The sequence below is a fragment of the Paenibacillus sp. FSL H7-0331 genome, assembly GCF_001956045.1.
In genome coordinates this window covers 43042-69287 of record NZ_MRTH01000027.1, presented here as the reverse complement: position 1 = coordinate 69287, position 26246 = coordinate 43042, and the positions used below count along the sequence as shown (strand labels likewise).

Sequence of the window (26246 nt, the reverse complement as noted above, 5' to 3'; positions counted from 1 at the left end):
CCATTTACTCAAGCAAGGAGTCCATCCGGATTCTCATCATCTCCCGGTACTTGCCCGGGGTAATATCCTTGAATTTGCGGAAACTGCGGATAAAGCTGTTCTCATGCTGATAACCGACCATAACCGCAATTTCTGATATGCGCCATTCTGTCTTTAGCAGCAGCTCGGCCGCCCGTTCCATCCGCAGCTGAGTCAAATAGTTATAGATGGTCTCGCCCATTTCCTGCTTGAACACCTGACTTGCCAAACTACTGCTGATCCCGATCGATTCAACAATCTCGGGAATACCGATTGGCTCACTCAAATGCTGCTTCATATAGTCGATCATGCGCTGGCACACAATAAAATCCTTGCTCTCGATCAGCCTGCGGAACCGCTGCGCCAATGGTATGACCCTCGTATTCAGCTCATTTTGAATATCCTGTATATGAAGTGTATCAAAACGCTCGTACATCTGTTCGAAAACGCCTTCTTCGGCTGGCCGAACCTGCGCGATACGCTCCGCAGTCGCCTGAAGGAAGGAAATTGCCGCTGAAGGATACTCATACTGACTGCGTATATGTGTGATGATTAGATCGACGGCTTCCAAGGAGGCAATCTCATCGCCTGCCTCAATCGCGTGGGTCAATTCATTAAGCACAGACTCCATTGGCAGCGACTCCGTGACCTCGTGCCCCGACACCTCATGGAATAGGATCACCTGCCCATAGCCTTGGTATAATCGGTAAGTAAGTGCATTCTCCGCTTCGAGCATGGCCTGCTTCAATCGGGTGATATCCGTTTGCGCTGTGCTAACCCCTACAGACACGCTGAATTTCAGTAGGCGGGACACGACTTCGATCGCTTCGACCAGCTTCCCCTTCAGCTGTGAGCCAGCAACGTGCGGCTGCAGTAGAATCGCTGTCTTGTCTTTGCCAAAATCAGCACAGACGATCCGACACTGCGGCTCGAAAAGCTCGGCGACAATGTTCGCGACTGCAAATTTCAGGAGCGACCGGTCGCCATCAGAAAATGTCTGCGACCATGCTTCATAACGGTCGATTGACAGAATAGCGACAGTCACCGGTGTCATTGTCCATTTCCCAAAGTACCGGCTCCATTTCTCCTTGATATCCCGCTTCCCGGTCAGGTTGCCCGTATATATATCATGGAGCAGCTTGGAGGACGCTTCGGACATGGACTCCTGGACGAGTTGGGCCAGATGAGCGTGATTGCTTAGCAGCTCTCCGGCCAGCTTCTCCAAATCAATGCGCTCCGAGCTGCTGGACTTGCCGTCATAAGCCGAGAATAGCTGCCTCAGCCGGCGGACCGGACGGAATGCAGCGGCATTGATATAGAAGATCGTTACCCCACCCAGCCCGAGTGCGGCGATGGACACTAATAATACGGTATTTCGCACTTTCTTGGACTTTGCCAGCAGGCTGTCCTGCACGACGATGGACACATACTTCCAACCCGTCACCGGTGACTTGAGCTGATTGACCAGCAGCTCTCGGTTCTGATATGTAATGTCGCTGCTGCCATCCTCCTTCAATGCACTAAGCGCCTGCCGGATCCCCTCCTGATCGAAGGCATAATTCGAGACGGAGTACAGCACCTCGTCATGTTCATCAATGATATAGCGCATACGGTTCAAATTGTTCATGACCGGCGGATTCAGCTTCGCGAACAAATCCTCGTCCTTGAGATTAACAGCGATGATCCCCTTGAACTCACCCTGGATCACAATCTTGCGAAACAGCGTAATATCAGATCCCTTGCCGCCAGCCCCTTCGGGCACCTGACGTTTCTTGATCAGTGTCATCTTATCGCCGAATTCGCCTGCTACGCTGACCCACTCGGAATCCACGAACATCAGCTTGCTGGAGCTGTACCCTTGTGGAAGAGCGATGAAGCTGCTCCGCGCAATATCGTAGACATAGATGCTTTTGACATACTTGGAACTGCCGATTAGAGTCGACAGCAGTTGATACAGCTCCGAGATGTTTGCATAAGAGTTTTGGACCTCGTTCGTCAAAAATTTGTAAATGTTGCCGTTCACCGCGACTTTGATCGCAATCTGATCGCTCTCTTTGATGGAATCATCAATCACATTCATATTGAGCTGCAGCATCTGGTGCTGCGGCTCGCTTAGCTCTTCCTGCAGCACCGACTTCGACGTATAATAGGAAGTCAGGCTGACGGCCAGAATAATAAGGAAAACCGATACGGTTAGAATCAATATGAGCCGGATTTGTGTATTGGCCAAATTATATTTCAGCCATTTCTTGAGGGATTGTATCACGTTAGAGCCCCACCTTATGGAAGTATCTTCCCATTATATCTCGATCCGGCCCTCATGACACACTCCGCCCGGTCTCCTCATATCACCAGTCTTCCATTTTCTTCCTTAATGCCATTTCCTCTACTTCTTCACCTTGGAATACCATTCCTGAACACGCTTGGTGACTGTATCCCCCCCTGATTTTTTCCACCGGTCTACGAACTCATCGAACTTCTCAATTGGCCAGTCGCCAATAGCTATTTTGGTTAAATACTCCTGAAAGAGCTTATGGGATTGAATATCCGGAAAACCTTCATATACCGTATTCGGCAGTCCATCTCCGGCGATTCGACGCGCATCGACTGTACTGACAGCAAAAACGTCCTGGACCATCTTCTGCATATTCTCAGGGATTGTCTGCTTGATCCTGATGTCCATATCGGCCTTGGTCGTCAGATTGCGCATACCCAGTGCCAGCGGTCGGCTATCCTCCGGCGGTAACAACACCTTCTTACCATTCACAATTTTATGCTGAAGCCCCTCTATACCGAAACGAATGAATTCGTCATTGCTTTGATCGTAGAAGAAGTCCAACAACTTCAGCGAAGCCTCCGCTTTATTTTTGGCAGAGGCCGGGATAACCCATTCCGGTTCTCCCATGCTTTTTTGCGTGACAAAGCCTTGAAAGCCATTCACCTTGGGCATCGGCATTCCGACGATATAGGCGTTCGGCGCCCCCTTCAGCATCGCGTTGTAGCGATCGACAACGTTAGCAGGAAGATGGTACCAGCTGCCGACCAGATTGTTGTTGATTTTGGCCTGCCAGACATCCCCCTTGTTCAGGAAAGTCTCGTTATCCAGCAGCTTCTCCACATACAGCTCACGGATATTGCCAATGGCGGCCTTCATGTTCGGGGTAACTCCCGCGTATTGAATCTTTCCATCATACTCATCCCACTCCGGGCTGCCTTCCCACATGGCAATGCCGTACATGCCGAACAGATGATCCATCCACTTGCCGAATTCGCGTCCCGAGGTCGGCAGCTCGTCTTTGACGCCGTTGCCGTTCGGGTCCTTGTCGCGGAAGGCCCGCAGAACGTCCTTATATTCCTCCACTGTCTTCGGCATAGGCAGACCGACCTTATCAAGCCAATCCTTACGGATCATAGGCGCCCGTTCAGGGACGAGAAACACCTTCGGTATATAGTAGATGTGCCCATCCGGGGAAGCCGAGCGCACGATGTCCCAAGCTTCCTTCGGAATGTTCTTCCATACATTAGGTGCATACTTGGGCAGCAGGTCATCGAGCGGCAAAGCTCCGCCCTGCTTGATCAGCGTCTGTTCGATGCCCCCGATCGGGCGGAGAATATCCGGCATATCGTTAGAGGCGATCATCAGATTGAGGAATTCGGTCGGTTCCGAGCCCGGAGGCGTCGTAATCAGCTTATATTCCACGCCTGTCTTCTCTGCCACATATTTGACATGCGGGTTGCTGCTATCCGGAATAGAGCCGGCGCCCATATGACTTTTGAATACTTTAACGGTAACGGCTTTGCCATCCTTTCCACTAGTATCTGAGGATGACGAGCTGTCTCCCGTATTGGTGCAGCCAGTCAGCGTGGCGATCGCCAGCAGCGAAGCCAGAGCCGACATTCTTGTCGGACTCCGAAATAAACGTTTCTTCATCTGTTAATTCCTCCCTTTTTATAAAAAACTATCTATCCAACTTCATATCCGAAACCGCTCTTGCTTTAATACCGCTACTCTTTAACTGATCCGAGCATGGAGCCTTTGACAAAATATTTTTGTAAATAAGGATATACCAAAATTATCGGGACTGTTGCAAAAATAATGGTTGCCGCTTTCAACGTTGTCGTATTGAAATCGTAATCGCCCAAGGCCATGTTCACTGCAGCAAGCTCCTCCGGCGAAGTCAGATAAGCGCGAAGCTTCATTTGCAATGGCCATTTGTTCGGATCTCGAATGAACAGCACCGCCCGCTGGAACGTATTCCAGTAGCCTACAGCATAGAACAAGCTGACTGTCGCCAGCACTGGTTTGGAGAGGGGCAGGTAGATGCGGAACAAGATCCCAGCATCATTGCAGCCGTCCATACGAGCCGAATCGTAGAGCTCCGACGGAATACCCATCAAAAAAGTCCGGATAATAATCATATTGAATGTGCTGATAAGTCCGGGCAGAATCAGAGCCCATACTGAATTCATCATGCCCAGCTCGCGAACTGTCAGGAAGAACGGAATTAGCGGCGCATTGAAAATCATCGTAATAATGATTGCGAACATGATTGGCTTGCGCACGAGAAATTCTTTATGGGACAACGGATAAGCCGTCAACACCGAGAACAACATGCTCAGCAGAGTACCCATCACCGTAATATAAACAGTAATGCCAAACGAACCCCACAGCCCCTTGTTCTGAAGAATATGCTCCCATGATGCCACCGTAAACTCGATGGGAATCAGAAATACCTGCTTGGAATCCGCCGCAATGGGCGAGCTTAAGGATACGGCCAACAGGTGCACCAGCGGCATCAGCATGGTGACGGCCGCACCCGTCAAGCATACATAGTTCAATATGGAAAATATCTTGTCTCCATAGGTTTGCTTCATTTACCACAACCCCTGTTCTGTTTTTCGGGCCATTCGGTTGAAAATCCACAGCAAAGCGAATCCGATAATCGACTGAAATAAACCGATCGCGGTCGAAACACTGTACTGCCCCTGCAGCACCCCAGCCCGATATACATACGTCTCGATGATGTCGCCAACGGAATACGTCATCGGCGTCAACAGATTAAATATCTGATCAAAGCCGAGCTCCAGGAAATTGCCGATGTTAAGCAGGAACAGTACCAGGATCGTCGGGAACATGGTGGGTAATGTGATGTGAGTCGTCTGCTTCCACCGATTAGCTCCGTCCATGACAGCCGCTTCGTACAGATTCGGATTAATGCCTGCGATGGCAGCCAGGTATATGATCGTTCCCCATCCAACTTCTTTCCAGATCCCGGATAGCACGACGATCAACCGGAAAAACTTTTGCTCCTGCATGAACAGGATCGGGTCAAGTCCAAACCAACTCCGTACCATGTTGGCCACGCCCTGAGTCGATAGCAGCTCGAACACAATACCGCCAACGACGACCCACGATAAAAAGTGCGGGAGGTAGAACAAGCTCTGCACCACCCGTTTGGCCAACATCAGCCTCACTTCATTTAACAGGAGCGCCAGGATGATCGGCGCCGGGAAGCCGAATAACAGCTTATACAGAGCGATGATCGCCGTGTTTCTCAATACATAGTAAAAATCCTGGTATGTAAAGATAAACTTGAAGTTATCCAGACCGACCCAGGAGCTTCCCATCATGCCCTTGAAAATCTGATAATTCTGAAACGCGATTACGCTTCCCGCCAGCGGTACGTATTTAAAAACAAGAAAATAAAGCACGCCGGGCAGGATCATCACATACAACATCCAGTGTTTTTGGATATTGGCGAGATACGGGTTCTCGTTAGATCTTAGCTTTCCCGCCGATGCTTTGGTGGTTCTGGGTTCCAATTGAGTATGCTGTTTTGCCACCACCTCGAACCTCCTTTGCTTCAGTTAACGTCATGTTACCTGCTTCAAAACGCTAATTCAATTGTTCAATCCTCCACGGAATGCGCAATAACGCGATACCGCCTAGTTGGACGGTTCGCGTGTTCGATTAACAATAGGTTGATGGACACGCAGCTGTTCCAGTGCTACCCGGCAGTTCCTCGTGACAAGCCCAAAACAGCCAGAGCCTCAGAATGGCGGAATTGTTGATTCAGTGGAGCATCGGTTCATCAGAGAAAGAACACATCGTTAAAACAGATCCTGTTTTTGCTTAGTGAATGAATACTTAAGTAAGTTAGAGGCCTAAACATACATACTAAAGTATCTGTTTTATCTTACCTTTTCCTGTTATTTTATTATAAAGTGTAGGTATTATAAGGAGGTTAATCGTGTTGAGGAAGAGCACAAATTCAGGTAGAAGGTCTGCAGTAATTACTGGGGTGTTATTAATATCCGGGTTGGTTACAGGTATATTTAGTGTTGTTCCTGTTATAGATGGAGCAGACTACCTTGTCAAGGCTTACACAAATGGAAATCAGGTACTGATAGGAGCGTTTTTCCAGTTGTTAATGGTTGTTGCATATGTTGGTATTCCTATTTGGATGTATCCGATTTTAAGTAAGCATAATAATGGTTTAGCTCTTGGATCTGTTGCTTTCGGCATCATTGCGGGTGTGTTCATTATTATTGGTGTAATCATTCTTCTGTTGCTATTGACATTAAGCCACGAATTTGCAAAAGTTGGAACTCTGAATGTATCGTATTTTCAGACCCTGGGTGGATTGTTACGGGAAGGACGTGATTTGGTGAACCATGTGGCAACAACACTGGCATTTGTTTTGGCTATGTTCTTGTTTAACTGCATATTTTACCAAACAAAATTAGTTCCCCGTTGGTTGTCAGTTTCGGGTCTTATTGGGTCTACATTGTCCATATTGGCAAGCTTATTATTTATGATTCGCTTCATCGGTCTGGATGCAACCTACATGATGTTGAACATTCCAATAGCCTTTCAACAATTGGTTTTGGCTATATGGCTAATCGTTAAAGGATTCAACCGGACGGAACAGGATTCTATATCCAATTAGATTATTTTATGAAGCTATTTTGTTCTCTTAAAGGCGTACAGTGCAGGTTGCGGTTGCGACATCACATAACCTCATTCCTCATCGCTCCCAACCCTTTCCCCACTCTCAGTTCTACATACATAGTCAGCACAATCAAACAAATAATCCCAACAACAACAAAGCTCGTCATCCATCCCCCTGTAAACCGACCGACTTCCATAAAAAGGCCCATGAACAGGCTCGGAATCAAAGGCTCTCCGTAAGCCTTCCACCAATTGAGCGTGAAATTTTCCAAATAAAAGAACCAGATCATACAGATGGCAGAGATAGCCCAGCCGCCCGTATAGATCCATACCGCCAAGACAGGATGGCTCGCGGCAATAGTTGGAACCAGCGTGATCACAAAAATACCGGCCACGATCATCACCCAGAAATTTGCTTTGGTTTTGCCAATTCCCGCTAAGATATTGCCGCCTAATCGGCCAACAGACGAGAAGAACACCCCTAGCGCCAGCAGACGGATATATGTCGCCGAGTCCTCGCTCGTATAGCCCTCACCAAATAAATATTCATTAATCTGATCTGGATACAAACAAATCACAACCGTTAGAGGGTACAAGATCAGGTTGTTATATCGGATACATAAGGTCCCCCGCCTCTTGCTTTCCAGAGGGTCCTGATAGCTCGCCGCGACAAACGGAAAGGTCACAATCATGAACGCCCACGTCACAATTCCGATAAATCCCGTTATGCGAAAAGCGTTGCTGATATGTCCAACGGCAATGACCGAGCTGGAGCCAATAATCATTGTCACAAAAGGCTGTTGAAACGCCTTCGCGATATTTCCAGCCCACAGCGGAACGCCATACTGCATCATCTTCCAGATTTCAGAAATAGACACGCGGCCCAACCATTTCGGATGATGCACTTTTTCTACCTTCCAACAAATGAACAGCGCAGCCAGTACCGATCCCATACCCATCCCAATGGACACTCCCCACAGGAAGCCATCCTCACCTACAGGCCATAGCACGCCTAATACCGTACCCACAGTGGAAAGCGTCGTTGTAATGACCATAAATAACGCCTGCGTGCCAAAATTGCGATTACCAGAGAAGGAGGATACCCCGATATTAATGATCGAATTGAACACCAACATGATCGAGCTTATGAGGAGAGCACCTTGTAAAGAGGGCAGTGCATACGTCTGAGCGAGTAGCGGCGACAAGGCTGCAAGCAGGATGCAGACAACCACTCCAAAAAATACACTGCCCAGCATGGCCAACCGAAACTTATTTTCAATTGCGTCCTTCGAGTTCGTTGAAAACGTATAGACCAATGAAGAATTAAACCCCACATTGAGAAAAAGGTTCACCATCCCGAAAACCTGCAGTAATAAATTCACTTCACCAAATTTGCCAGGATCATTTAATACACGCGCTACCACGATGCTCCCAACCGTCTGCAGCAGTTGGTTGATAAAAAGACCCAGCACGATGATAGAGACACTTCGTATAAGAAACCGCTGATTGTCATTCAATTGCATTTTAGTATTTAGCATGTGACATCACCTTAGGCAAGCTGGATTATTTGAAAAAAACACGTCAATACAACAATTATTGTGATTATATGCGATATCGTCATGGACAACAAATACTATCTTGTTTTACAACAAATACTATCTTGCGAATTCATCATGAAGTGTACAAAAAAACAAAAAATACCCCCTGCATCGCTGTAACTCACGATTTGCTGGAGGTATGGGTTGTTTATCTATTCGGTTTACTTCCTTTTTTGAACCACTCGGACCTGGGCTTGAGCTTCGGATTGGCCTTAGGGCTAGTCTTGGGCTTAGCCGGTTTAGAGACTGCCGGTTTAGATGGCTGTGCAGCCTTGGAGGGAGGGGCTGTATTCAGCATCGGATACGGATGATCCTTCACTTCAGGAATGGTCTTGCCGATTAATTTCTCAATATCCTTGAGATATGGAATTTCTTCATGTTCGCAAAAAGAGATGGCGATCCCGCTCAGTCCCGCTCTACCGGTACGGCCAATTCGATGAACGTAGGTTTCCGGAATATTAGGCAGGTTGAAATTGATTACATGCGAAAGCTCATCGATATCTATGCCTCTTGCTGCAATATCTGTCGCTACCAGCACTCGCGTGACGCCACTTTTGAAATTGCTAAGTGCATTTTGACGGGCATTTTGAGACTTGTCCCCGTGAATGGCCTGAGCGGTAATATGCACCTTGGTCAGTGCTTTCACAACCCGATCTGCACCATGCTTTGTCCGGGTAAATACGAGTGCTGAAGCAATCGATTTATCCTGCAAAAGGTAGCTCAACAATGACTGTTTGTTTTCCTTATCTACCCAGTATACGGATTGCTGTATGCGGTCTGCCGTAGAAGAAACCGGCGTGATTTCGACTTTCACTGGATCTTTCAGCAGGTCTTTGACCATTTTGGATATTTCCGGAGGCATCGTGGCCGAGAAGAAAAGCGTTTGTCTTTTGGCTGGCATTTTGGAGATGATTTTCTTCACATCATGAATAAAACCCATATCCAGCATGCGATCGGCTTCATCCAATACTAAGATTTGGACATGCTGCAAATCGATATGCTTTTGATTGATGAGATCGAGGAGTCTGCCAGGAGTGGCGATCACGATATCCGCACCCAAATGCAGCGCCCGCTCCTGCGCCTTTTGTGAAACACCACCTACGATAGCCGTGCAGCGCAGCTGGGTGTATTGGCTGTAGGCCACAATGTTATCTGAAATCTGTAAAGCGAGCTCTCTTGTTGGTGTCAAAATAAGGGAGCGCACTCGACGCTGTGTATTGGGTCTGCCCTGCTGCTCACTTAACAGCTGGATAATCGGCACCGCAAACGCGGCCGTCTTCCCGGTTCCGGTTTGAGCGCAGCCCAGCAAATCTCTGCCAGCCAGTACAGCTGGAATCGCCTGCTCCTGTATGGGTGTAGGCTTCGTATAGTTCTCCTTGGCTAAAGCTTTTAAAATCGCGGGCGTAATATTCAAGTCATTAAATGTCATGTTGTCTCCTTAATTGTATACCCTGTATATTTGTATTCACGTATCTTTAACATATCTAGTACTGTCTCCACAAACCGTCCCTTTATGTCATAACACGTAAGGATAACACAAATATACGCACAAAAGAAGCGAGATTTTCAAACAAAATAACCCGATGCTACCAACTATCGGCAGAATCGGGCGGTTTTCCTCGTATTTCTTTTAGCCTAACCAATGGAATACCTTGTTTTTTGCAGATTCATTCGGAAGTCTGGTGCCCAAGGGAACGAGTACTTGCGGATTCCACTGAGCGGTAGCGGCTGTCAGACCTGTATGATTGTTATCACGGATGAACACAACGGTTCCCTTGGGAATAAACGGATATAGCTCCTCAATATCGGCATTCGTCATACGGATGCAGCCCAGTGAGAGATTGCTTCCGATGGAAGCAGGATCGTTCGTGCCATGCAAGGCGATCGCGCCCATTCCGAGGGCAGAGCTACCGTACACGTTGGGATGCTTGCCTTGTGGCTCCTTCACCCTGTCCAATACGGAAAAACTACCTACCGGTGTCGCATCATCTGCCCCCAGTCCTACCTTCTTCTCCATCAGCAGCGTTGAGCCAGCTAACAATTGCAGAGAATGGTCGCTTTTCCCCACCACTACCCGGTAACGCTCAAAATTTGCCCGATGTGAATTCGGTTTCTCCACAGTATTAGGATAAAACATATCGCTATACTGCTTGGCCAACGGATCAAACACCCATCCGCCATCACCGTCGTACTTCCCCACAATTTGATTAGAGCCCGACTGTATTTCCTGGGGGATGAAGCTTAAATAGTTTTGCGGGTAATCGGCTACCAGCTTGTCCAGCTTGTCTGGTGGAGTGCCGTTATCGGAAATATAAGCCTCCAGTGCAGTACGTACAAGATTAGCCCCTGCTTCCGCAAGCGTAAGCTTTCCAAAATCTGTATTGATAAAGCGAATTTTTACTGTTTGATCCTGGGCTGAATTGTATTGCGCCACCACGAATGCCTTAACCTTTTGAGTCTCATCCGTTAAAGGAACTAGTTTCTTATCGGGATTTTGACCATTGCTCGCGATTCCGTACAGCCAAATATTTTGTCCAGGATTGGTTTTGGCCAAGTCCAACGCCTTGTTGTACAAATCATTCTCGATTTCTTTGTGAGGCTTGTCCTTTGTTAAATAAATAATATAAGGCATGTCCACGACCTCATAAGTAATCTCTTTCCCTACACCCCACAGCTGAAAAGCGGATACCGTTCTGGTAATCGAATCTTTTCCCCATAGGAGTCCCCATAGAAACACACTCAGCAGCAAAATCATGAATAGTATGATTTTCCACAAACGTGGAGACGTAGAACTGCTCTTGTAGATGATAGGAAAATCAGAAACCGGAAGCGATTCAGCCCCCTTTCCGTTACCTTCCAAACCTCGTATGGCGCTGGCCGAAGCAAAGTAAAAGGGTGATGGATAGGTCTTCCTGCATTCCTTGTAATGAAAAATCGCCTTATCCATGATGCCTTTTGCTTCAAATTTTTGACCTAGCTTATAATGCGCTTCAGGTGAACGGGGGTCCAAATAACGAATAACCTTTTCATAATACATCGGGTCACTGCGGTTGATATACAAATTTTTATGAAGATGCACCATCTCCTCATCCAAATGATTTTTAAAACGACCCTTGATGGGACTCATGTGAAAACCTCCTTTCTTTGAATCGGAATTTTGAAAAAACGCTGGAAAAGAAGAAATGAGTATCCAGGCTGGTCACGTAATTGATACATTTTGTATCATTAAATACATGATTTTCCCTATACATTTTCCTCCTTCCTGCGAATTCACCTAAAATAGGCCAAACCTCTCAAATATAGCGTAAATATATCAGGCATATAAAAATATTACGATACATTTTGTAACTAGTCAATATTTCTTATATAGAGGTATCTGACATGACCCTGTAAACCTATAGATCACTTCCATGTAACTTACTGAATATGAAGATAGCTCTTAAATATTACGTTGATCTTCGATATACTAAGAATATGAATGAGAACATAATCATAACGAGAAGGTGATAGTCTTGAACGTTCTTCTATTAGGTGGAACCGGTGTGATTAGCAGGCAAATTGTATCGCAGCTGCTGCTCGCTGGTCATGAAGTCGTTATATTTAATCGGGGCTCCCGAAAGCTGCCATTTGCCGGTGACGTGGAATGGATAACCGGTGATAAATCAGATGCCCAGCGCTTTGAGGCATCCATGAGCAAGCGCACGTTCGATGTCGTGATCGATATGATCAGCTTTAATGAAGCTGACGCCCGTTCAACGGTTAACACCTTTAACCATCGTGCCGGACAACTTATCATGTGCTCCAGCATAGCTGCGTACAAACGGCCATACAAGACCAATCCGATTAAAGAGGATGCCGAGGAGCTTTTCGATAACCCGGAATTTGCCTATGCTTACGAAAAGGCAGAAATGGAGCGGTATTTGCAGCGTATTACCGGGGAGCAGCAGCTTCCGGTCACGATTATCCGGCCATCGTTAACCTACGGAATCGGTGGCAGTAATCTGGGTGTGCTGAGACAAAATTACAACATTGTTCAGCGAATTCGCCAAGGCAAGCCGCTTGTGATGTTCGGGGATGGAACAACGCCTTGGGCTTTTACCTTTGCCCCTGATTTGGCCAAAGCCTTTGTTGGCGCTGTTGGAAATACACGGACCTACAACAAGGCTTATCATGCCACCCATGAGAATGTACACATCTGGAACGATTTGTATGTGGAGTTCGGCAGCATTATCGGGATCGAGCCGCAAATCGTCCATATCCCCTCAGAGCTTTTGGCAAAAGCAAACCTTGGTTTGTTTGCCCATCTAGTATTCGAGAAAAGCTATTCCGGGCTGTTCGACAATTCTCTTATTAAATCAGATATCCCCGGCTTCGAAGCTACTATATCGTTAAACGAAGGTCTTCGTATGATGCTCGATTGGTATGAGAGCGAAGCCAACACCGTAGATGCGGATAAGGACCTGCTGGAGGATCGATTGACGGAACTTTATTTCGAATGGAGCAGGCAGATGGAGGCTTTTCAGGTTTAGTACAATAGCTTCCTGACTTCCAAGATAACGAAAAATGACCATCGCATAAGATGGTCATTTTTCGTTGGAGCATAAACAGTGGGACGCGGATGCAAGTAGCTGCTTCACTTATGATTCGGGCGGTACCACTTCATAATGGCAGAGCACTTCGATACGGGCAAACCGTACAGCTCAAACTGAGCACCCGCCAGTCGGGAAGCAACGGAGATGCCGATTGTCGCCAGCCCCCAACGCCGTTCCAAAGGTCCATGTTCCATCCGACATGATTGGATCCGGTTACGCGGTACCCTGACAGTGGTTAACGCAAGCCGACGCATGCGAAGCACAAGCATGTCGTTGGTCAGCATACTTCCTGCATCCTTAAAGCTCCTATAACCGAGAAGAGCTGACCCCAAGCAAAGTATCGGCCCGAGCCAGCCCCAATTTGTAAACCATACCGTCACCGCAGTCGCTATCGCAAAAATAACCGTCCAGGGCAGGACATAGCTTCTCCAGGCTTTATGTGGCAGTGCTTCGAAGGCTAGTGTCGATTGTACAGCAAACCTGGGTGCCATTCGCTGCAGGAACCTTTCGATTTCAGTGCGCCGCAGCAGCGGGAACAGCAAGGTCGTCTCCCCTTTCTCATTACCGTATCCAACGCTTTCTACATGAATAGCAGCAAACCCGAACGGCTGCCACAGAAGATCCTCCACGATACGAATCGCCTGAATTCGGGCAAGGGGCAGCGTGACCTGCCTTCGCTCCAACAGTCCCCGCGAGATAACCAGCTCATCCCCCGAGCGAATAATAGTAAAATTAGTAAACTTAATAATCGATAGACACACTCCCAGAACCCAGGCAATCAACAAACCAGCCGCGACGATCAACGGGATAGCCGCAAATTCAAACATATCTACGACCATTTGAAACACCTTCAAGTCAGGAAAAATCTCATCCACTTTGGACATCAGGGCAAGAACTAACGCAATCGCGAGTCCCATACTGCCTGAGCTCATCCCCGCAATAAACAAGCTGCCCAGAGAGCTCTTGTACATAGGCTTCTGCTCATCCACTTCTGGCTTCGTCGGCCCTGTCCAATCCCCCGACAGATTCCCAACCTTGCCTGCCTCAAGGCTATCGGTCTCAGCAATGCCTTCATCCTGAGCATTGGTTTTGTGTGCACGCAGCTGCTCCCTCAGATGATGAGCCTCCTTCCGCGTTACCGCGGAGAGTACGACTTCAGGTTTATTGCCTCCAGCAGTCTGCACTTGAACCCGGGTAACCCGGAATATGCGATGCAGCAACCCTTCCGTCAAATCAATCGTCTGAATACGTTCAATCGGAATGAACTGTCGCTTGGTCACCCAAATACCCTGTTCCACTTTGAGCTGCCCGTCGGATACCTCATAGCGGTAACGAAGCCAGGACAAGATGCCGAACCCGAGCATGCAGACTACAATCGCTGCGATCACGATGATTCTCCAGTACCCTGCTCCGCTAGTCCCTTCCCCACGAAAAAACCACGTCGTTAACAGAACGACTAATGGAATCAACGCTTCTTTTATGAGCCCCATCGAAGAGAGAAGTGCTGTTAGTGGATGCAGTCTTTTACCGTTGTGAATAGACTCAGATGTCTTCATTATTCACCCTCGCGAGTTCAGCAATTCGGTTACGTACAAGCGCAGCCGTTTCGTCAGCAAGAGCAGGAATATGATGCTTGCCCGCAGCTGTGGAGAAGGTTACGCTTGTCAAACCGTATTTGCGTAGTATCGGTCCCTGATGTGTATCGACATGCTGGATTCGAACCATCGGAATCACCGTTCTTGTAACAAAAACAACACCATGCAGCAGATCGATCTCCTCTTCCCTGATTTCATAACGCCACCGTTTCCATCTGAGCGGCGGGATGACGATAATATCCAGGTACATTTCCAGTATAATGGCAGCCCCTATGAGCACCGTAACCCAGCCAGGCCAATTATATTTAATGGCAATAATTATAATAACGGCACCAACCGCCGCAATACATAAGCTGGTAATCGCTGCACCCCACTGCCACGCTGTGATCGCACGCCGGTCTATCGTTTCACTGGGTTGTATATCCATCGTCAACAGACCTCCTTCATATTAACAACGGCTAACCTAACTAGCCTGTTCGGGTTACATGGAGCTTAACTCCATCCTATTTGCGCGCTCCACAACCTCTTCCAGAGGGATATCGGGATTTTGAACGATCAAGGAATATCTTAAACCCTCCTCATCCCATACGAGCGCATGAATTTCGGCAAGATACTTTCCTCTCGATTCACGAATGTTGATAGTTCCGGCATCGTGTTCCAAACTTGTATCTTTCGGCGTTTTGAAAACACTTAACAGAAAAGAAGGCTCGTTATTTCGCGCATAATAAGCGGTGATTTCCGTACGCTTCAGCTCCCCCTGCAACTCGTGCATTTCTACTTTTGTCAGGGTCACATTGTTGTCATGTAACACTCGAAACGGTTGACCAAGAGCACGTCCCCCTTCTTCAAGCGTTACTTCCTGGATCGGATTACTATCCTGAAGCGATTGAATAATGACATGCTTAGGAATTTCCAGCCTAAAGGTTGCATCTGTATATTTCGGAGAAAAATCCACTTTCGTATAGGTGGACTCAATGGCAAAATCACCACTGGACGCGATTGATTTCAAGATAAACCATGTTTTCTGGTCGACCCAAAATTCCATGTCGCCTAGCATCGTATTAGCTGAATCGGCAGACACCTTCATATGATATGTGTTCATGCCGAGTATGCTCTCTTCCCCGACAACCTCAGATTTATGCGTCGATTGCATGGCTCTCAACATACTCATCAATTGCTCCCGCTGCGTCATTGAAGTGATTCCCATATCATTGGTAATATTCATCGAAAATGCGCTATCTTTCGTCCGATCGTAGACAATGACTTGCTTGCCATCATTAACAGACGTGACAGTCTCTTGTCCGCTGCTTCTGATGTCCACCCGTTTCTTTTTGCTGTCTGCATCATACCACTCTTTATACACAGACGCCTCGGTCTCCATATCTTTCTGCTTCACCAGCATCGTTCCTTCAGCGTAGTAGGAGTCGATTTTTTTCTGCGATTCCAAAACTTTGGAAACGATATCTGCAGGCGTAGCTTCTGTATGGTCCATACAACCCGATACGACAAAAAGCAACGATATCCCGATTCCCAAACTGAGATAATTCCACTTCAAGCTTGATCCTCCTTCTTTCTCTGCAACCAACATACAACAAGGGTACCATACCCCGGCGCTGACCATAACTGAATCTTACCATTATGCTTATCCATGATGATTTTTGCGATACTGAGTCCCAATCCCGATTGACCTGTTTTCGTTTTCGTACGGGATGCATCCACCTGATAAAATGGCTCAAACACTTTTTCCTGACTAGCGATCGGAATCGCCTCGCCTTCATTCTGAACCAGCAGGATAACGCCATCCGTACGCCACTCCGCTAACGCCTGTTGAAAAACAGGGAATACCCAATCCGGCAGCTTGAATGGTTCAGATACAGCTCCAAGCCAAATCGTATCGTTCGGCAGCGTATGGCGAATTGCATTGTTCATTAGATTATCGATGATTCTGACCATTTGCGAAACATTAACGGCATACATCCCTTGAACGCAGCTTTCCTTATGTAGATCAATACTGTTTTGTGTGCACAACTCATCGTAGCCGGAGAGCAGCATGTCAAATAATTCGTCTCCATCCACGTCGACCCGCTCCATCTCATGATAAGACGATCGCAGCACGGTATACATCGTTAAATCGTCCAGCAGTTGTTTCATATAATCCATTTTTTCGAACAGCATGGAGAAGTATTCGATCCGTTCCTGCTCATGAAGCAGCTGCTTTCCTTGCATTAATTCGGTATAGGCACGGATCAAGGTCAAGGGAGTTTTCAGATCGTGTGATAATGAGGCGACGATGTATTCTTTTTCCTGCTGCTCCTTCTTAATCGTTTCCTGTGATTGCATGATTTGTGACCGCATATGCATAAAATGGGAGATCAATTCGCCAATTTCGTCATGAGTCTTATGGAGAATGGGCTGAAAGGGTCGATCATAGGCAAACGAAGTCATCTGTTCCATTAATAAACGGATCGGCCTCGCGAATTTTCGATGGATAAAATAAATAACCGACGCATACATCACGACAAAAAAGAAAACAAGACATAATCCAATCCACAACGTTCTGTGCTGCACCCCTTGAAGCCACTGCTGCCGGGCCAGCTTGATTTCGTAAAAACCGAGCAGTTTCGATCCGTTAAAAACTGGTTTTTTGATTGAATATGTATAATAGCTTTTTTGCAATTCATACAAATGCGCATACAGGTTGTCTCTATTGATGCGAGGCAGGGAGGCAGCTAAGGAATCCGTTCCTGAAGTGAACAAAGTTACACCATCATACCGGTATAAACTAATTTTGACCGTATCACTCGCCAGCTCTTCTACGGCACCATATGGCTCTTTGGACTGAATTTCGTAATATGAAGGGCTCTGCAGCCTGGATTCAATCCCGCTGATTGTATTGGAAAATTCGATATACTCCAAAATATCCTGTCTTTGGTCATACTGACTTAACCATACATAGAAGGCGTACAGGGCTGCAACAGGCAGCAGCATGACAATCAAGAACACAAGCATTAACCAATATTTAAGCTTCATCGCAACGCTGCTCCCCTATAAACCGATAGCCGCTTCCCCACATGGTTTGAATAAACACAGGCTCCCTCGTCGTATCCTTCAGCTTGGTCCGTAGGCTTTTGATATGAACCGTTACGGTATTGTTGCCATCCACATCCGTCTGCTGCCAGATTTGCTCGTAAAGCTCCTTCTTTGAAAATGTCCGATGCGGATGCTTCGCTAATAGCAGGATGAGCGCCAGTTCCTTAACTGTCAGCAGAACCTCTTCCCCACTCAGAAATATCCTTGGCGTCATCGAATCGATTGTTAAGCCGTACTGATAATCAATCTGATTGCCGCTATCTGCCAGCTCATTGCGAAATCGGCGATAGCGGCGGAGATGGGAGTGAATTCGAGCAGAAACCTCCACGAGACTGAACGGCTTGGTAATATAATCGTCCGCACCCAACTGCAGGCCGCTAACTTTATGATGATCTTCTTGATGGGCACTTACGATGATCATGGGAACGTCACTCGCTAAACGAATGTTACGGCATAAGGTAAACCCATCCATTTCGGGCAGCATCAGATCGACGAGCACAAGATGATACGTATCCCGGTTGAAATCCTCCCAACCCTCGAGTCCCGTAGAGGACCAGGTGACCCTGCACCCTTCTGTTGTCAAGTAATCACGGATTACGCGGGCGATTTCCGGCTCATCCTCTACGAGTAAAATATTGATTGTTTCCTTCAATAGCCCTCTCTCCATTCTCCTTCGCTATCATAACCTGTCAGCCGCCAGGCATCCCGGATTACGCTTATTGCTTACTGTCCTTGCCGCTTTCCTGCTCGAACTTCGCCTTCGTCATCTCCTGCTGTCCTTTGTCTTCGATTTCTTTTAAAGCATCCTCTATCGTTTTTTTCTGATCCAGCACCGATTTAAACTCTTGATTGACTATAGTATCAAAGGCTGTATAAAAGCTAAAAGGGATTGCTGTCAAAGTATTAAAATCGTTATAGCTTTTATCACCCGGCCGCAGCTTATAGAAGGCCTCCAGGCTGCGGCCGTCCTTATCCTTCACGTAAGCAGTTCGGGTCAGAAGTTCAAACGTCGATTTCGATATGATTTTGGCGTATTCGTCACCGTTGAGATATTTGACCAGTTCCCACGCGGCAGCAGGGTCCGTGGTTTTGGAATTAATCGCCATAATCTGACTCAAAGCAAAGCTTGTGGCCGTATCCGGGTTGCTTCTGTCTATCGGCTCCGTGACCAATGCCCAATTAACAGGCTTCAGATCCTTGACAGTTTTTTGTGCCTCGGACATCAAAGCAATCATGTTGAAGCTATCTACGGTCATAGCAGCCTTACCCGATATAAAATGATTTTGGGTGAAGATGGAGTCCAATTCATTCATATTAGCTGCCAGATTGGAGGGCTCGGCGATAACGCCAGCTCTATACGCATCCACAGCTGATTGAACAATTTTTTTCCAGGGCTCACTGTTGATCTTGACAGTCATAGATTCCGAATCGACCATGCTCAGACCTTTCGTGTGACCCATATTATTCAACAGCTCATAGTACCCGCTTTGAAAGCTGCCCTGATGAAATCCATATATGCGATTGGGTCCCTCCCCACTCGTCGGGAATCGCTTGGCCAGTTGAAGCACCTCATCCCAACTCATCCTGTCTGTAGGATAGGGCACACCATTTTGATCAAAAATATCTTTGTTATAATAAAGCGCCTTGGCGCTAAAACCCGATGCCAAACCGTACAGTATGCCATTTCCTTTTGTCTTCAACAATTGAGTGCTGGCTGGAAGCATGCTATCCAAATCGAATTTATCTTTTTTAATAATCGTTTCCAATTCAAGCAGCTTCCCATCTCCCGAAAGCTTTTCATACTGCTCCTGACTCAAGAACATGACATCCGGTGAGGTTTCCTCCAGCAGCTTGACCAGTTCTTTATTCTTATCCTTGCCTGGCAGCATCAATGAGGTCATAGGTATAACCTCTACCTCGATATTGGGGTACTTGGCGTTAAAGGTATTGCCATACAGCATGGCAAAGGCCTGCTCATTATAAAACAACACTTTGATTTTTGCCTTCGCATCCTTGCCCAGCGCTTTGAATCCGGTTGTACTTCCCTTCTCCTTGCTGCTAACCGATAATTCGCACCCTACTGTACCCACAAGCATAACCACAATCAGCAACAAGCCAACTAACCATCTTTTCACATTTGTTACTCCTCACTATCTGATCTGGTGGAGTTTGCACCACTGTATGAAAAGTATAGCTTTGCTTATTTGGCTTTTTTCAGATTTAAGAAATATTTTATAATTTTTCATAATTTTTTAAAATCTTTAGCTGAAGCTTGAGCAGGATAGGATTGATCAATACCGCCATCAATAGAAATACTTACTTTGTCACCAATATGTATGGAATCGTTATCCGTATGTACCGTAATCCATATCGCATCCGGCTGAGCTTCCTTTAATAGCTGCGATACGGTTTTATTTTTGATTTCAGCGCTATTTGTATTTCGCACTACTAAATATTTATGATATTCTTTTGCAATTACGTAGCCTTCCCTATAGTCCCAAACCTTAGGATTCCCGTCATTTGGATTATTCGTTGAGCAGCCTGTCATACAAAGGAATATAGTCGCTACAAGCATCACATATTTCATCGGTACACCTTTACCTTTTTGCTAATCGTCACAACTACTTAACGACAACAAGCTCAATATGGTTGCAAAATAGTAAAATAATACCATGACCATCTAAACATAGCTTGACTCCAACTTCTTATCATAAAAAAGGGTCACCCCACAAAGTCGCTTCTTCAACGCCCTGCAGAATAACCCTGATGAATAACCTATGTGGTATCCCCTAGCTCTGTTTCAGTCGGCTGTCAGCGCACTCAGCACCTTGGCAATGCTATCCGAAATGATATAGTTGGCTAATCTGTCCATTGGCGTGGCACTTTTATTAATTAACAGGAAGTGGTTCCCTTCATATAACCGAATTAACCCCGCTGCTGGCTGAACGGTAAGAGAAGTACCTGCGACGATCAATACATCTGCTTGTTGTATATATTGGGCCGCGCGTTCCAACAGTTCCATGTCCAAGCTCTCTTGATATAAAACGACATCCGGCTTAACCAGTTCACCACACCGCTCACATAAAGGTACAGGTCCACGTGATCCAACGATCGACGCCAAAGGATATACCGCATGGCAACCCATACAGCGATTCCTGTGAACAGATCCATGCAGCTCAAGTACATTCATACTTCCAGCAAGCTGATGGAGACCATCGATATTCTGTGTAATGATAGCCTTCAGCTGCCCTCTCTGCTCAAGCTTCACCAATGCTTCGTGAGCCGGGTTAGGCCTTGCATCTGGATAAAGCATTTTGGATTTATAAAAATGATAAAACATCTCCGTACGCTCCAAGAAAAAATCACGGCTCAACATTTCTTCCGGCGTATACTTCTCGTCCGTTCCTTCATTATATAATCCATCAGCAGAGCGGAAATCGGGAATTCCACTCTCGGTTGAGGTACCAGCACCTCCGAAAAAAACGATGTTGCTGCTCTCACCCACGATTTTCTTGATTTCATTAAAGTTCATGCCTAAGACCTCTTTCCTCTGATACGGATGCTGGTGTTTGTTACTTGTTTCATATTTTCGTCAGCTCTGAATTTAACTATCCGACTTACTAATTCGTAAGGGAGCGGCTTGTCTAAAGGAAATTGTATAGACCCTTTTGCCCATTTGTATGGTGATAATTCATGCTTGAACGCATCAACCCCACTTGGAGCTGGATAAAATCCTATATGATTTTTGTAAGCAGCAAAATGCACCAAATTTCCATGCAGATCAAATGTAGGCATTTGATAACTTATCTTTTCCTTGGCTTCTGGCGCCGACTCTTGTATAACCTTTCTTAACGTATTAAGAATTTCCTGAACCTCTGGAGGGAATTTTGATATGTATGCATCAATTGAATCCGAAGTATTATGGGTTCCTTCCATAATTTCTCCTTTCATAAGCCCTTATAGGTAGCCGTCTTAATATCTCATTATTTACTTTCGACCATACCCGATAACTTCCTGCTTCTGGATCCATATTCAAGCTCTCTATAAAACAAAAAGCACCCATCGCGCCCTTACTCAGGCACAATCTGGTGCTGTCTCAATGTTAACTATGGCTTTTCTAACAGTCCATGTACACTGCTCCGTGCATGTCTCCTATGAGGAATAGATGACCCCTGCCACAAGTTCGATTCGTTCCATCAAGAGATAAAAAACTTTGGTCCTACACGTTACCGTTATCGAATAGGCAATTGAACAACCACTGTTGTACCTTGGCCGACCTGACTTTTCATTTCGATGCTTCCGTGATGAAGATCCACGATTTTCTTAGCGATGGCAAGCCCGAGACCATTACCCCCGATGTCGCGGTTCCGCGATAGGTCCGTTTTGTAAAACCGCTCAAATACATAATCAAGCTGCTCCGGTGCTATTCCAATCCCTGAATCGGTTATCACGAAGCAAATTTCATTCACTGAATGCGTAACGCGTATTTCGATATGCCCACCTGCGGGTGTAAACTTGATGCTGTTGCCGAGTACATTCATCCACACTTGGTTAAGCTGGTCCCGATCAGCCGTTATTTTGACAGCAGCAGCTAATTCCAAATCGATACGAATGCCCTTCGCCGACCACTGAGGTTCGCAAGTAACGACGATTTGTCTGATTTGCTCGTCGAGATTATACGTAGACGCCTCGAATGGATGATGCTCCGAATCCAGGGAAGCAAGCTTCAGCAAATTATCGCTAAGTCTGGATAATCGTCCGCTCTCCGCGATAATGATATCCAGGTAATAAAACCGGTCGCTTTCCGCTACCAAGCTGCTGTTTTTCATCGCCATAGCAAAACCGGAAATAGACGTTAGCGGGGTTTGAATTTCGTGAGAAACGTTCGAAACAAAATCCTGCCTCATCAGCTCCAGCTGCTTCAGCTCGCTCGCCATTTCATTAAAGCTTTGCGTCAAGGCTCCCATTTCGTCCATTCGTTTCGTTTTGATTTCCACGTTAAAATCGCCCTTCGCAAGTCGTTTGGTCGCTTGTGTCAATGCCTGGATCGGCTTTACCAAATATCTGGCCGCAATCAGGATACATAAGCTTCCAATCAACAAGGCGAGCAGCAATACGAGCAGGACCATCCGATTAATAATATTTTCGTTTTGCGAGGAAAACTGCATAAACATCGCATGTGGCGCCCCTTCAAATGGAAAGGGTATACCGATGAAGGTTTGTTCCACTTCGCCAGGAGAACGGTAATATTGTCCCCGCAGCACCTGCTGAACGGCTTCCGGCGCGATTTGGACGTTACTCGTATTGTTTAAGCCATAGATCGTTACGTTACCCGAAGCATCATAAATGTGAACCGGATAGGCAGAGACGTTTACCATGCGCTTGATGAACGTATCCCGATCGTCGGGCTTTGTTTGTTCATAGAGACGGATAATTTCCTCGCCTACTGCAATCATGTCGTTCTGTCCAATATGATTGATTTCCTTCTTGAACAAAAAGAATCCAATAAAGAATGCGGATAGCAAGCTGAGAATAATGACGGCCAGAAACGTGCAAACAATACGGACGTATAAGGTTTTGATCATGTAATCACTAACCGGTATCCCAGACTACGAGCCGTTTCAATTTGAAAATGGTGCGTATCGTCAGCAAATCTTTCCCTTAGCCGCTTAATGTGAACATCGACAGTTCGGTCATCACCTTCGTAATTCATCCCCCAGATATGCGCGATCAATTGTTCACGGGTAAAGATTTGCCCGGGATGATTTGCCAGCTTGAACAGCAGCTCGAACTCCTTTAACGGCAGATTTAGCGTCTCCTCTCCCCTAATCACTTGAAAGCTGCGGCGATTCAGTACAATGCCACCCAGCTGTATCGTTTGCGAAGAGACAATCATATAGCGCTTCAGCAGCGCTTTTACTCTCATCACGAGCTCCAATGGATCAAACGGCTTCGTTAAGTAATCGTCCGTTCCAAGCTGAAAACCCTTCACCTTTTGTGCTGACTCTCCTTTGACCGTGACCATTAATAGAGGGATATTCGAATCGATCCGTCTGATCTCTCTGCACAATTCCCAACCGTCTAATTGGGGCATCATAATATCGAGAATAACCAGATCGACTCGAACATTTTCCACAATCGACAGTGCTTCTGCACCGTCTCTTGCCTCCACGATCTCGAAGCCTTCGTTCCGCAAAAATAAGGTGATCAGCTCGCGAATATGAGCATCGTCATCTGCGATAAGGATTTTGGCCATGAGCATACCTACCTCCAATCTTTAGCGTGTTCCACCGACAAGGGCAGATTGTTGCTTTAACCAAATTGCCATCCCAATAGATTCCAATGATAGTAAAACAGACTCATCACAACTGCCGATAGCGCCACGAGCGTGTAATGCACGCGCTTCAACACTGTCCAATATTGGTTTTTCCATGCTATTACGCTTAAAGCCAATATCGCTACGGTCATTCCAACAAGTATGATGGGCATGAACAGATAAACATTTAACGATGGCGTAATGCGGCTAAGCCGATCCAACTGATCCATGTTCAACACTACGACGTACGTCGCGATGAGCGTCACTAACGCCCATGCAGAGGTAGCCGCGGACAGCCGAACTGCCCACTTCTGCGCTTTCGGCAGCTCTTTGATTTCACGTCTGCGATAAGCAAACCCTGTCAATACGGTGATGAACAGAATGGCCGAGATTCCGAGTAAAGGAAGCCAGAACATGGATTGATCAAGCAGCGGTGTCGGTTCGAGCGGCATTTCTGGGAGAATATCCAGAAGCAGATGAGTGACCATTCCCGATGCATCGGTGCGAAATCCGATCTGATGCGTGCCTCCAACCTCTTGAAATAAATTCGGTTCGATGGGAGCATATATTTGCTGTTCAGCTCCGCTTCCAATGGACAGACGGTTGTCGGAAACCGAAACACTGATCTGCGATAAAAAACTGAAAAACTTATCTATCTCCGAGTGGTTACGACGCGTGAATTGATAGGAGCCAGCATATTTCGGCACGGCATTCTCAAGCTCGGCCGACACAGCAGGCAGTTTGCCTACTTGTGCTGGATAGTATCGATCGAAAAAGGCTTTGGCCAAACCTGCCGCTGCTGTTCCACCTTCGCCCCCGCTATAGGAAACAAAAATACCGATTTGTTTATCAGGTACAAGATAAAGCTCCGTGTTGAACAACGTGTCGGCGCCCCCGTGGGCAATAACGCGCAGTCCATTCATCCTCAGCTCGTAAAAACCAAGATCCATAGCAGGCAGCCGTTTGTCAAACTGGAAAGCTGGCGCATGCATCAATTTGGCGGTTTCCGGCTTAAGAATTTGTTGGTCTCCATAACGCCCGTTCTGAAGATGGGCGATCATGAAATGAGCCATATCGACTGCGGAGACTGATCCCGATCCCGCAGGGCGGAAACCTCCCTCGTACGTAAGCGGCTTGGTGACGAATTGACCGTTCTCGCGAGCATAGCCGAGCACCGCATAGGGCTCTAAAGAAGCTGGAACAGGCTCATGTACGGTTGCATATTTCATGTCTAGCGGATTGAAAATGTTTTTTTGAATATAGTCATTATAATCGATACCGCTAATTTCCTCGACAATAAGCCCCGCCAACGCAGCCCCATAGTTGGAATAAGACATCATCTCGCCCGGAGGTCGAACAAGCGCCAGCCTATGCTTGGATAGCGTGTCAGAAATCGACACCGGGAGTTTGGTTGGATCCGTGGTTATTTGATAGCCAACGCCCCCTTCCTCAAACCCGGCGGTATGGGTCAATAGATGACGCATCGTTACCGGCTGCGGATAGGTTTTTGGTATTTTCACTGTTTTGAGGTAGGTGTTGACGTCGGTATCGAGATCAAGCTTCCCCTGCTCAACCAATTGCATCACTGCCGTCCAAGTAAACAGCTTCGTTGTCGAAGCAATCCGAAACAGGTTCGTCCTGGGGTCAACCAGCTTGCCTTCTTCCAGATTGGAGTGCCCATAGCCCTTGGCGAGCAGGACCTGTCCATCCTTGACGATCGAGATGACCGCCCCTGGAATTTTAAAATTGTCCAAATGTACGTTCATGATACCATCGATGAATGCCGTTAGCTGGGCAGTGTAGTTCAAATCCGCCGCCGCTTCCTCCGTTTTAACGGATAGCGATGTAGAAATGGGGAGCGCTGCCGATACGGGCGTCTGAATCCCTAACAAACTCACACCCACCGTAACGACCAGTAACGCTGATACAATCATTTTGCAAGATATCTTTCTCATAAACGATGGCATAGTAAGCCTCCAACACTCCACAAATTTTGATAACTACGTCTCTACTTCATTGGAGAGCATAGCACAAAAGTATGAACGGAGAGTGAACCTCGCTGGTATTCGCTGCAACGGGGAGTCG

At 46.8% G+C, this 26246-nt stretch carries 21 protein-coding genes; 2 read left to right on the top strand and 19 right to left on the bottom strand.

Going from position 1 to position 26246, the window contains the following annotated elements; translation table 11 throughout:
- Positions 1-4 precede the first annotated feature (4 nt).
- The 4 genes from BK127_RS29330 to BK127_RS29315 all read right to left on the bottom strand — a co-directional run bounded on the left by BK127_RS29330 (position 5) and on the right by BK127_RS29315 (position 5757).
- Positions 5-2284, bottom strand: a complete 2280-nt coding sequence (locus BK127_RS29330) for a helix-turn-helix domain-containing protein (RefSeq protein ID WP_076235666.1) — start codon at positions 2282-2284, stop codon at positions 5-7.
- A gap of 120 nt (positions 2285-2404) precedes the next feature.
- Positions 2405-3949 carry an extracellular solute-binding protein gene (locus tag BK127_RS29325; protein ID WP_076235665.1) on the bottom strand — a complete coding sequence of 515 codons (1545 nt, stop codon included), beginning with the start codon at positions 3947-3949 and terminating at the stop codon, positions 2405-2407.
- Between the two features lie 74 nt (positions 3950-4023).
- A complete protein-coding gene (locus BK127_RS29320) occupies positions 4024-4893 on the bottom strand; it encodes a carbohydrate ABC transporter permease (RefSeq protein ID WP_076235664.1) in 870 nt (289 codons plus the stop codon).
- Positions 4894-5757 (bottom strand): ABC transporter permease, encoded by an 864-nt coding sequence (locus BK127_RS29315; protein ID WP_144026593.1) that lies wholly within the window; start codon positions 5755-5757, stop codon positions 4894-4896.
- 512 nt (positions 5758-6269) lie between these two features.
- Between BK127_RS29315 and BK127_RS29310 the strand changes: the two genes are divergently transcribed.
- Positions 6270-6968, top strand: a complete 699-nt coding sequence (locus tag BK127_RS29310; protein WP_076235662.1) for a DUF4386 domain-containing protein — start codon at positions 6270-6272, stop codon at positions 6966-6968.
- Between the two features lie 61 nt (positions 6969-7029).
- On the opposite strand, the gene BK127_RS29305 is transcribed toward BK127_RS29310, so the two are convergent.
- The 3 genes from BK127_RS29305 to BK127_RS29295 all read right to left on the bottom strand — a co-directional run bounded on the left by BK127_RS29305 (position 7030) and on the right by BK127_RS29295 (position 11695).
- The gene (locus BK127_RS29305; RefSeq protein WP_076235661.1) at positions 7030-8508 is read right to left on the bottom strand and encodes an oligosaccharide flippase family protein; all 1479 of its coding nucleotides are present in this window, start codon (positions 8506-8508) and stop codon (positions 7030-7032) included.
- Positions 8509-8716: 208 nt separating this feature from the next.
- Positions 8717-9997 (bottom strand): DEAD/DEAH box helicase, encoded by a 1281-nt coding sequence (locus BK127_RS29300; protein ID WP_076235660.1) that lies wholly within the window; start codon positions 9995-9997, stop codon positions 8717-8719.
- A gap of 201 nt (positions 9998-10198) precedes the next feature.
- The gene (locus BK127_RS29295) at positions 10199-11695 is read right to left on the bottom strand and encodes a L,D-transpeptidase (protein ID WP_076235659.1); all 1497 of its coding nucleotides are present in this window, start codon (positions 11693-11695) and stop codon (positions 10199-10201) included.
- A gap of 385 nt (positions 11696-12080) precedes the next feature.
- Here BK127_RS29295 and BK127_RS29290 point away from each other — a divergent pair, with 385 nt between their 5' ends.
- Positions 12081-13097 carry an NAD-dependent epimerase/dehydratase family protein gene (locus BK127_RS29290; protein ID WP_076235658.1) on the top strand — a complete coding sequence of 339 codons (1017 nt, stop codon included), beginning with the start codon at positions 12081-12083 and terminating at the stop codon, positions 13095-13097.
- A gap of 104 nt (positions 13098-13201) precedes the next feature.
- Here the strand turns inward: BK127_RS29290 and BK127_RS29285 are convergent, their stop codons facing one another.
- From BK127_RS29285 to BK127_RS29230, 12 genes are all read right to left on the bottom strand, one after another.
- Positions 13202-14716 carry a PH domain-containing protein gene (locus BK127_RS29285; protein ID WP_083689686.1) on the bottom strand — a complete coding sequence of 505 codons (1515 nt, stop codon included), beginning with the start codon at positions 14714-14716 and terminating at the stop codon, positions 13202-13204.
- A complete protein-coding gene (locus BK127_RS29280; protein ID WP_076235656.1) occupies positions 14703-15182 on the bottom strand; it encodes a PH domain-containing protein in 480 nt (159 codons plus the stop codon). Before BK127_RS29280 ends, BK127_RS29285 begins: the two co-directional genes overlap by 14 nt.
- 54 nt (positions 15183-15236) lie before the next feature.
- Positions 15237-16310, bottom strand: a complete 1074-nt coding sequence (locus BK127_RS29275; protein WP_076235655.1) for a LolA family protein — start codon at positions 16308-16310, stop codon at positions 15237-15239.
- Positions 16307-17785 (bottom strand): HAMP domain-containing sensor histidine kinase, encoded by a 1479-nt coding sequence (locus tag BK127_RS29270; protein WP_076235654.1) that lies wholly within the window; start codon positions 17783-17785, stop codon positions 16307-16309. The genes BK127_RS29275 and BK127_RS29270 overlap by 4 nt, the downstream gene beginning before the upstream one ends.
- Positions 17775-18497: a response regulator transcription factor gene (locus BK127_RS29265; RefSeq protein ID WP_256711501.1), complete on the bottom strand. Its 723-nt coding sequence runs from the start codon at positions 18495-18497 to the stop codon at positions 17775-17777. Before BK127_RS29265 ends, BK127_RS29270 begins: the two co-directional genes overlap by 11 nt.
- A gap of 64 nt (positions 18498-18561) precedes the next feature.
- Complete coding sequence (locus tag BK127_RS29260; RefSeq protein ID WP_076235652.1) at positions 18562-19980, bottom strand: ABC transporter substrate-binding protein; 1419 nt, start codon at positions 19978-19980, stop codon at positions 18562-18564.
- A gap of 107 nt (positions 19981-20087) precedes the next feature.
- Positions 20088-20432 carry a DUF3221 domain-containing protein gene (locus BK127_RS29255; protein ID WP_076235651.1) on the bottom strand — a complete coding sequence of 115 codons (345 nt, stop codon included), beginning with the start codon at positions 20430-20432 and terminating at the stop codon, positions 20088-20090.
- A gap of 213 nt (positions 20433-20645) precedes the next feature.
- The gene (locus tag BK127_RS29250; protein WP_076235650.1) at positions 20646-21377 is read right to left on the bottom strand and encodes an NAD-dependent protein deacylase; all 732 of its coding nucleotides are present in this window, start codon (positions 21375-21377) and stop codon (positions 20646-20648) included.
- A gap of 2 nt (positions 21378-21379) precedes the next feature.
- Positions 21380-21781: an iron chaperone gene (locus tag BK127_RS29245; RefSeq protein WP_076235649.1), complete on the bottom strand. Its 402-nt coding sequence runs from the start codon at positions 21779-21781 to the stop codon at positions 21380-21382.
- Positions 21782-22077: 296 nt separating this feature from the next.
- Positions 22078-23430 (bottom strand): HAMP domain-containing sensor histidine kinase, encoded by a 1353-nt coding sequence (locus tag BK127_RS29240; protein WP_076235648.1) that lies wholly within the window; start codon positions 23428-23430, stop codon positions 22078-22080.
- On the bottom strand, positions 23427-24101 hold the full coding sequence (locus BK127_RS29235) for a response regulator transcription factor (protein ID WP_076235647.1): 675 nt from the start codon (positions 24099-24101) through the stop codon (positions 23427-23429). Before BK127_RS29235 ends, BK127_RS29240 begins: the two co-directional genes overlap by 4 nt.
- A 56-nt stretch (positions 24102-24157) precedes the next feature.
- Positions 24158-26116: a serine hydrolase domain-containing protein gene (locus BK127_RS29230; RefSeq protein ID WP_256711500.1), complete on the bottom strand. Its 1959-nt coding sequence runs from the start codon at positions 26114-26116 to the stop codon at positions 24158-24160.
- Between the last annotated feature and the right edge of the window lie 130 nt (positions 26117-26246).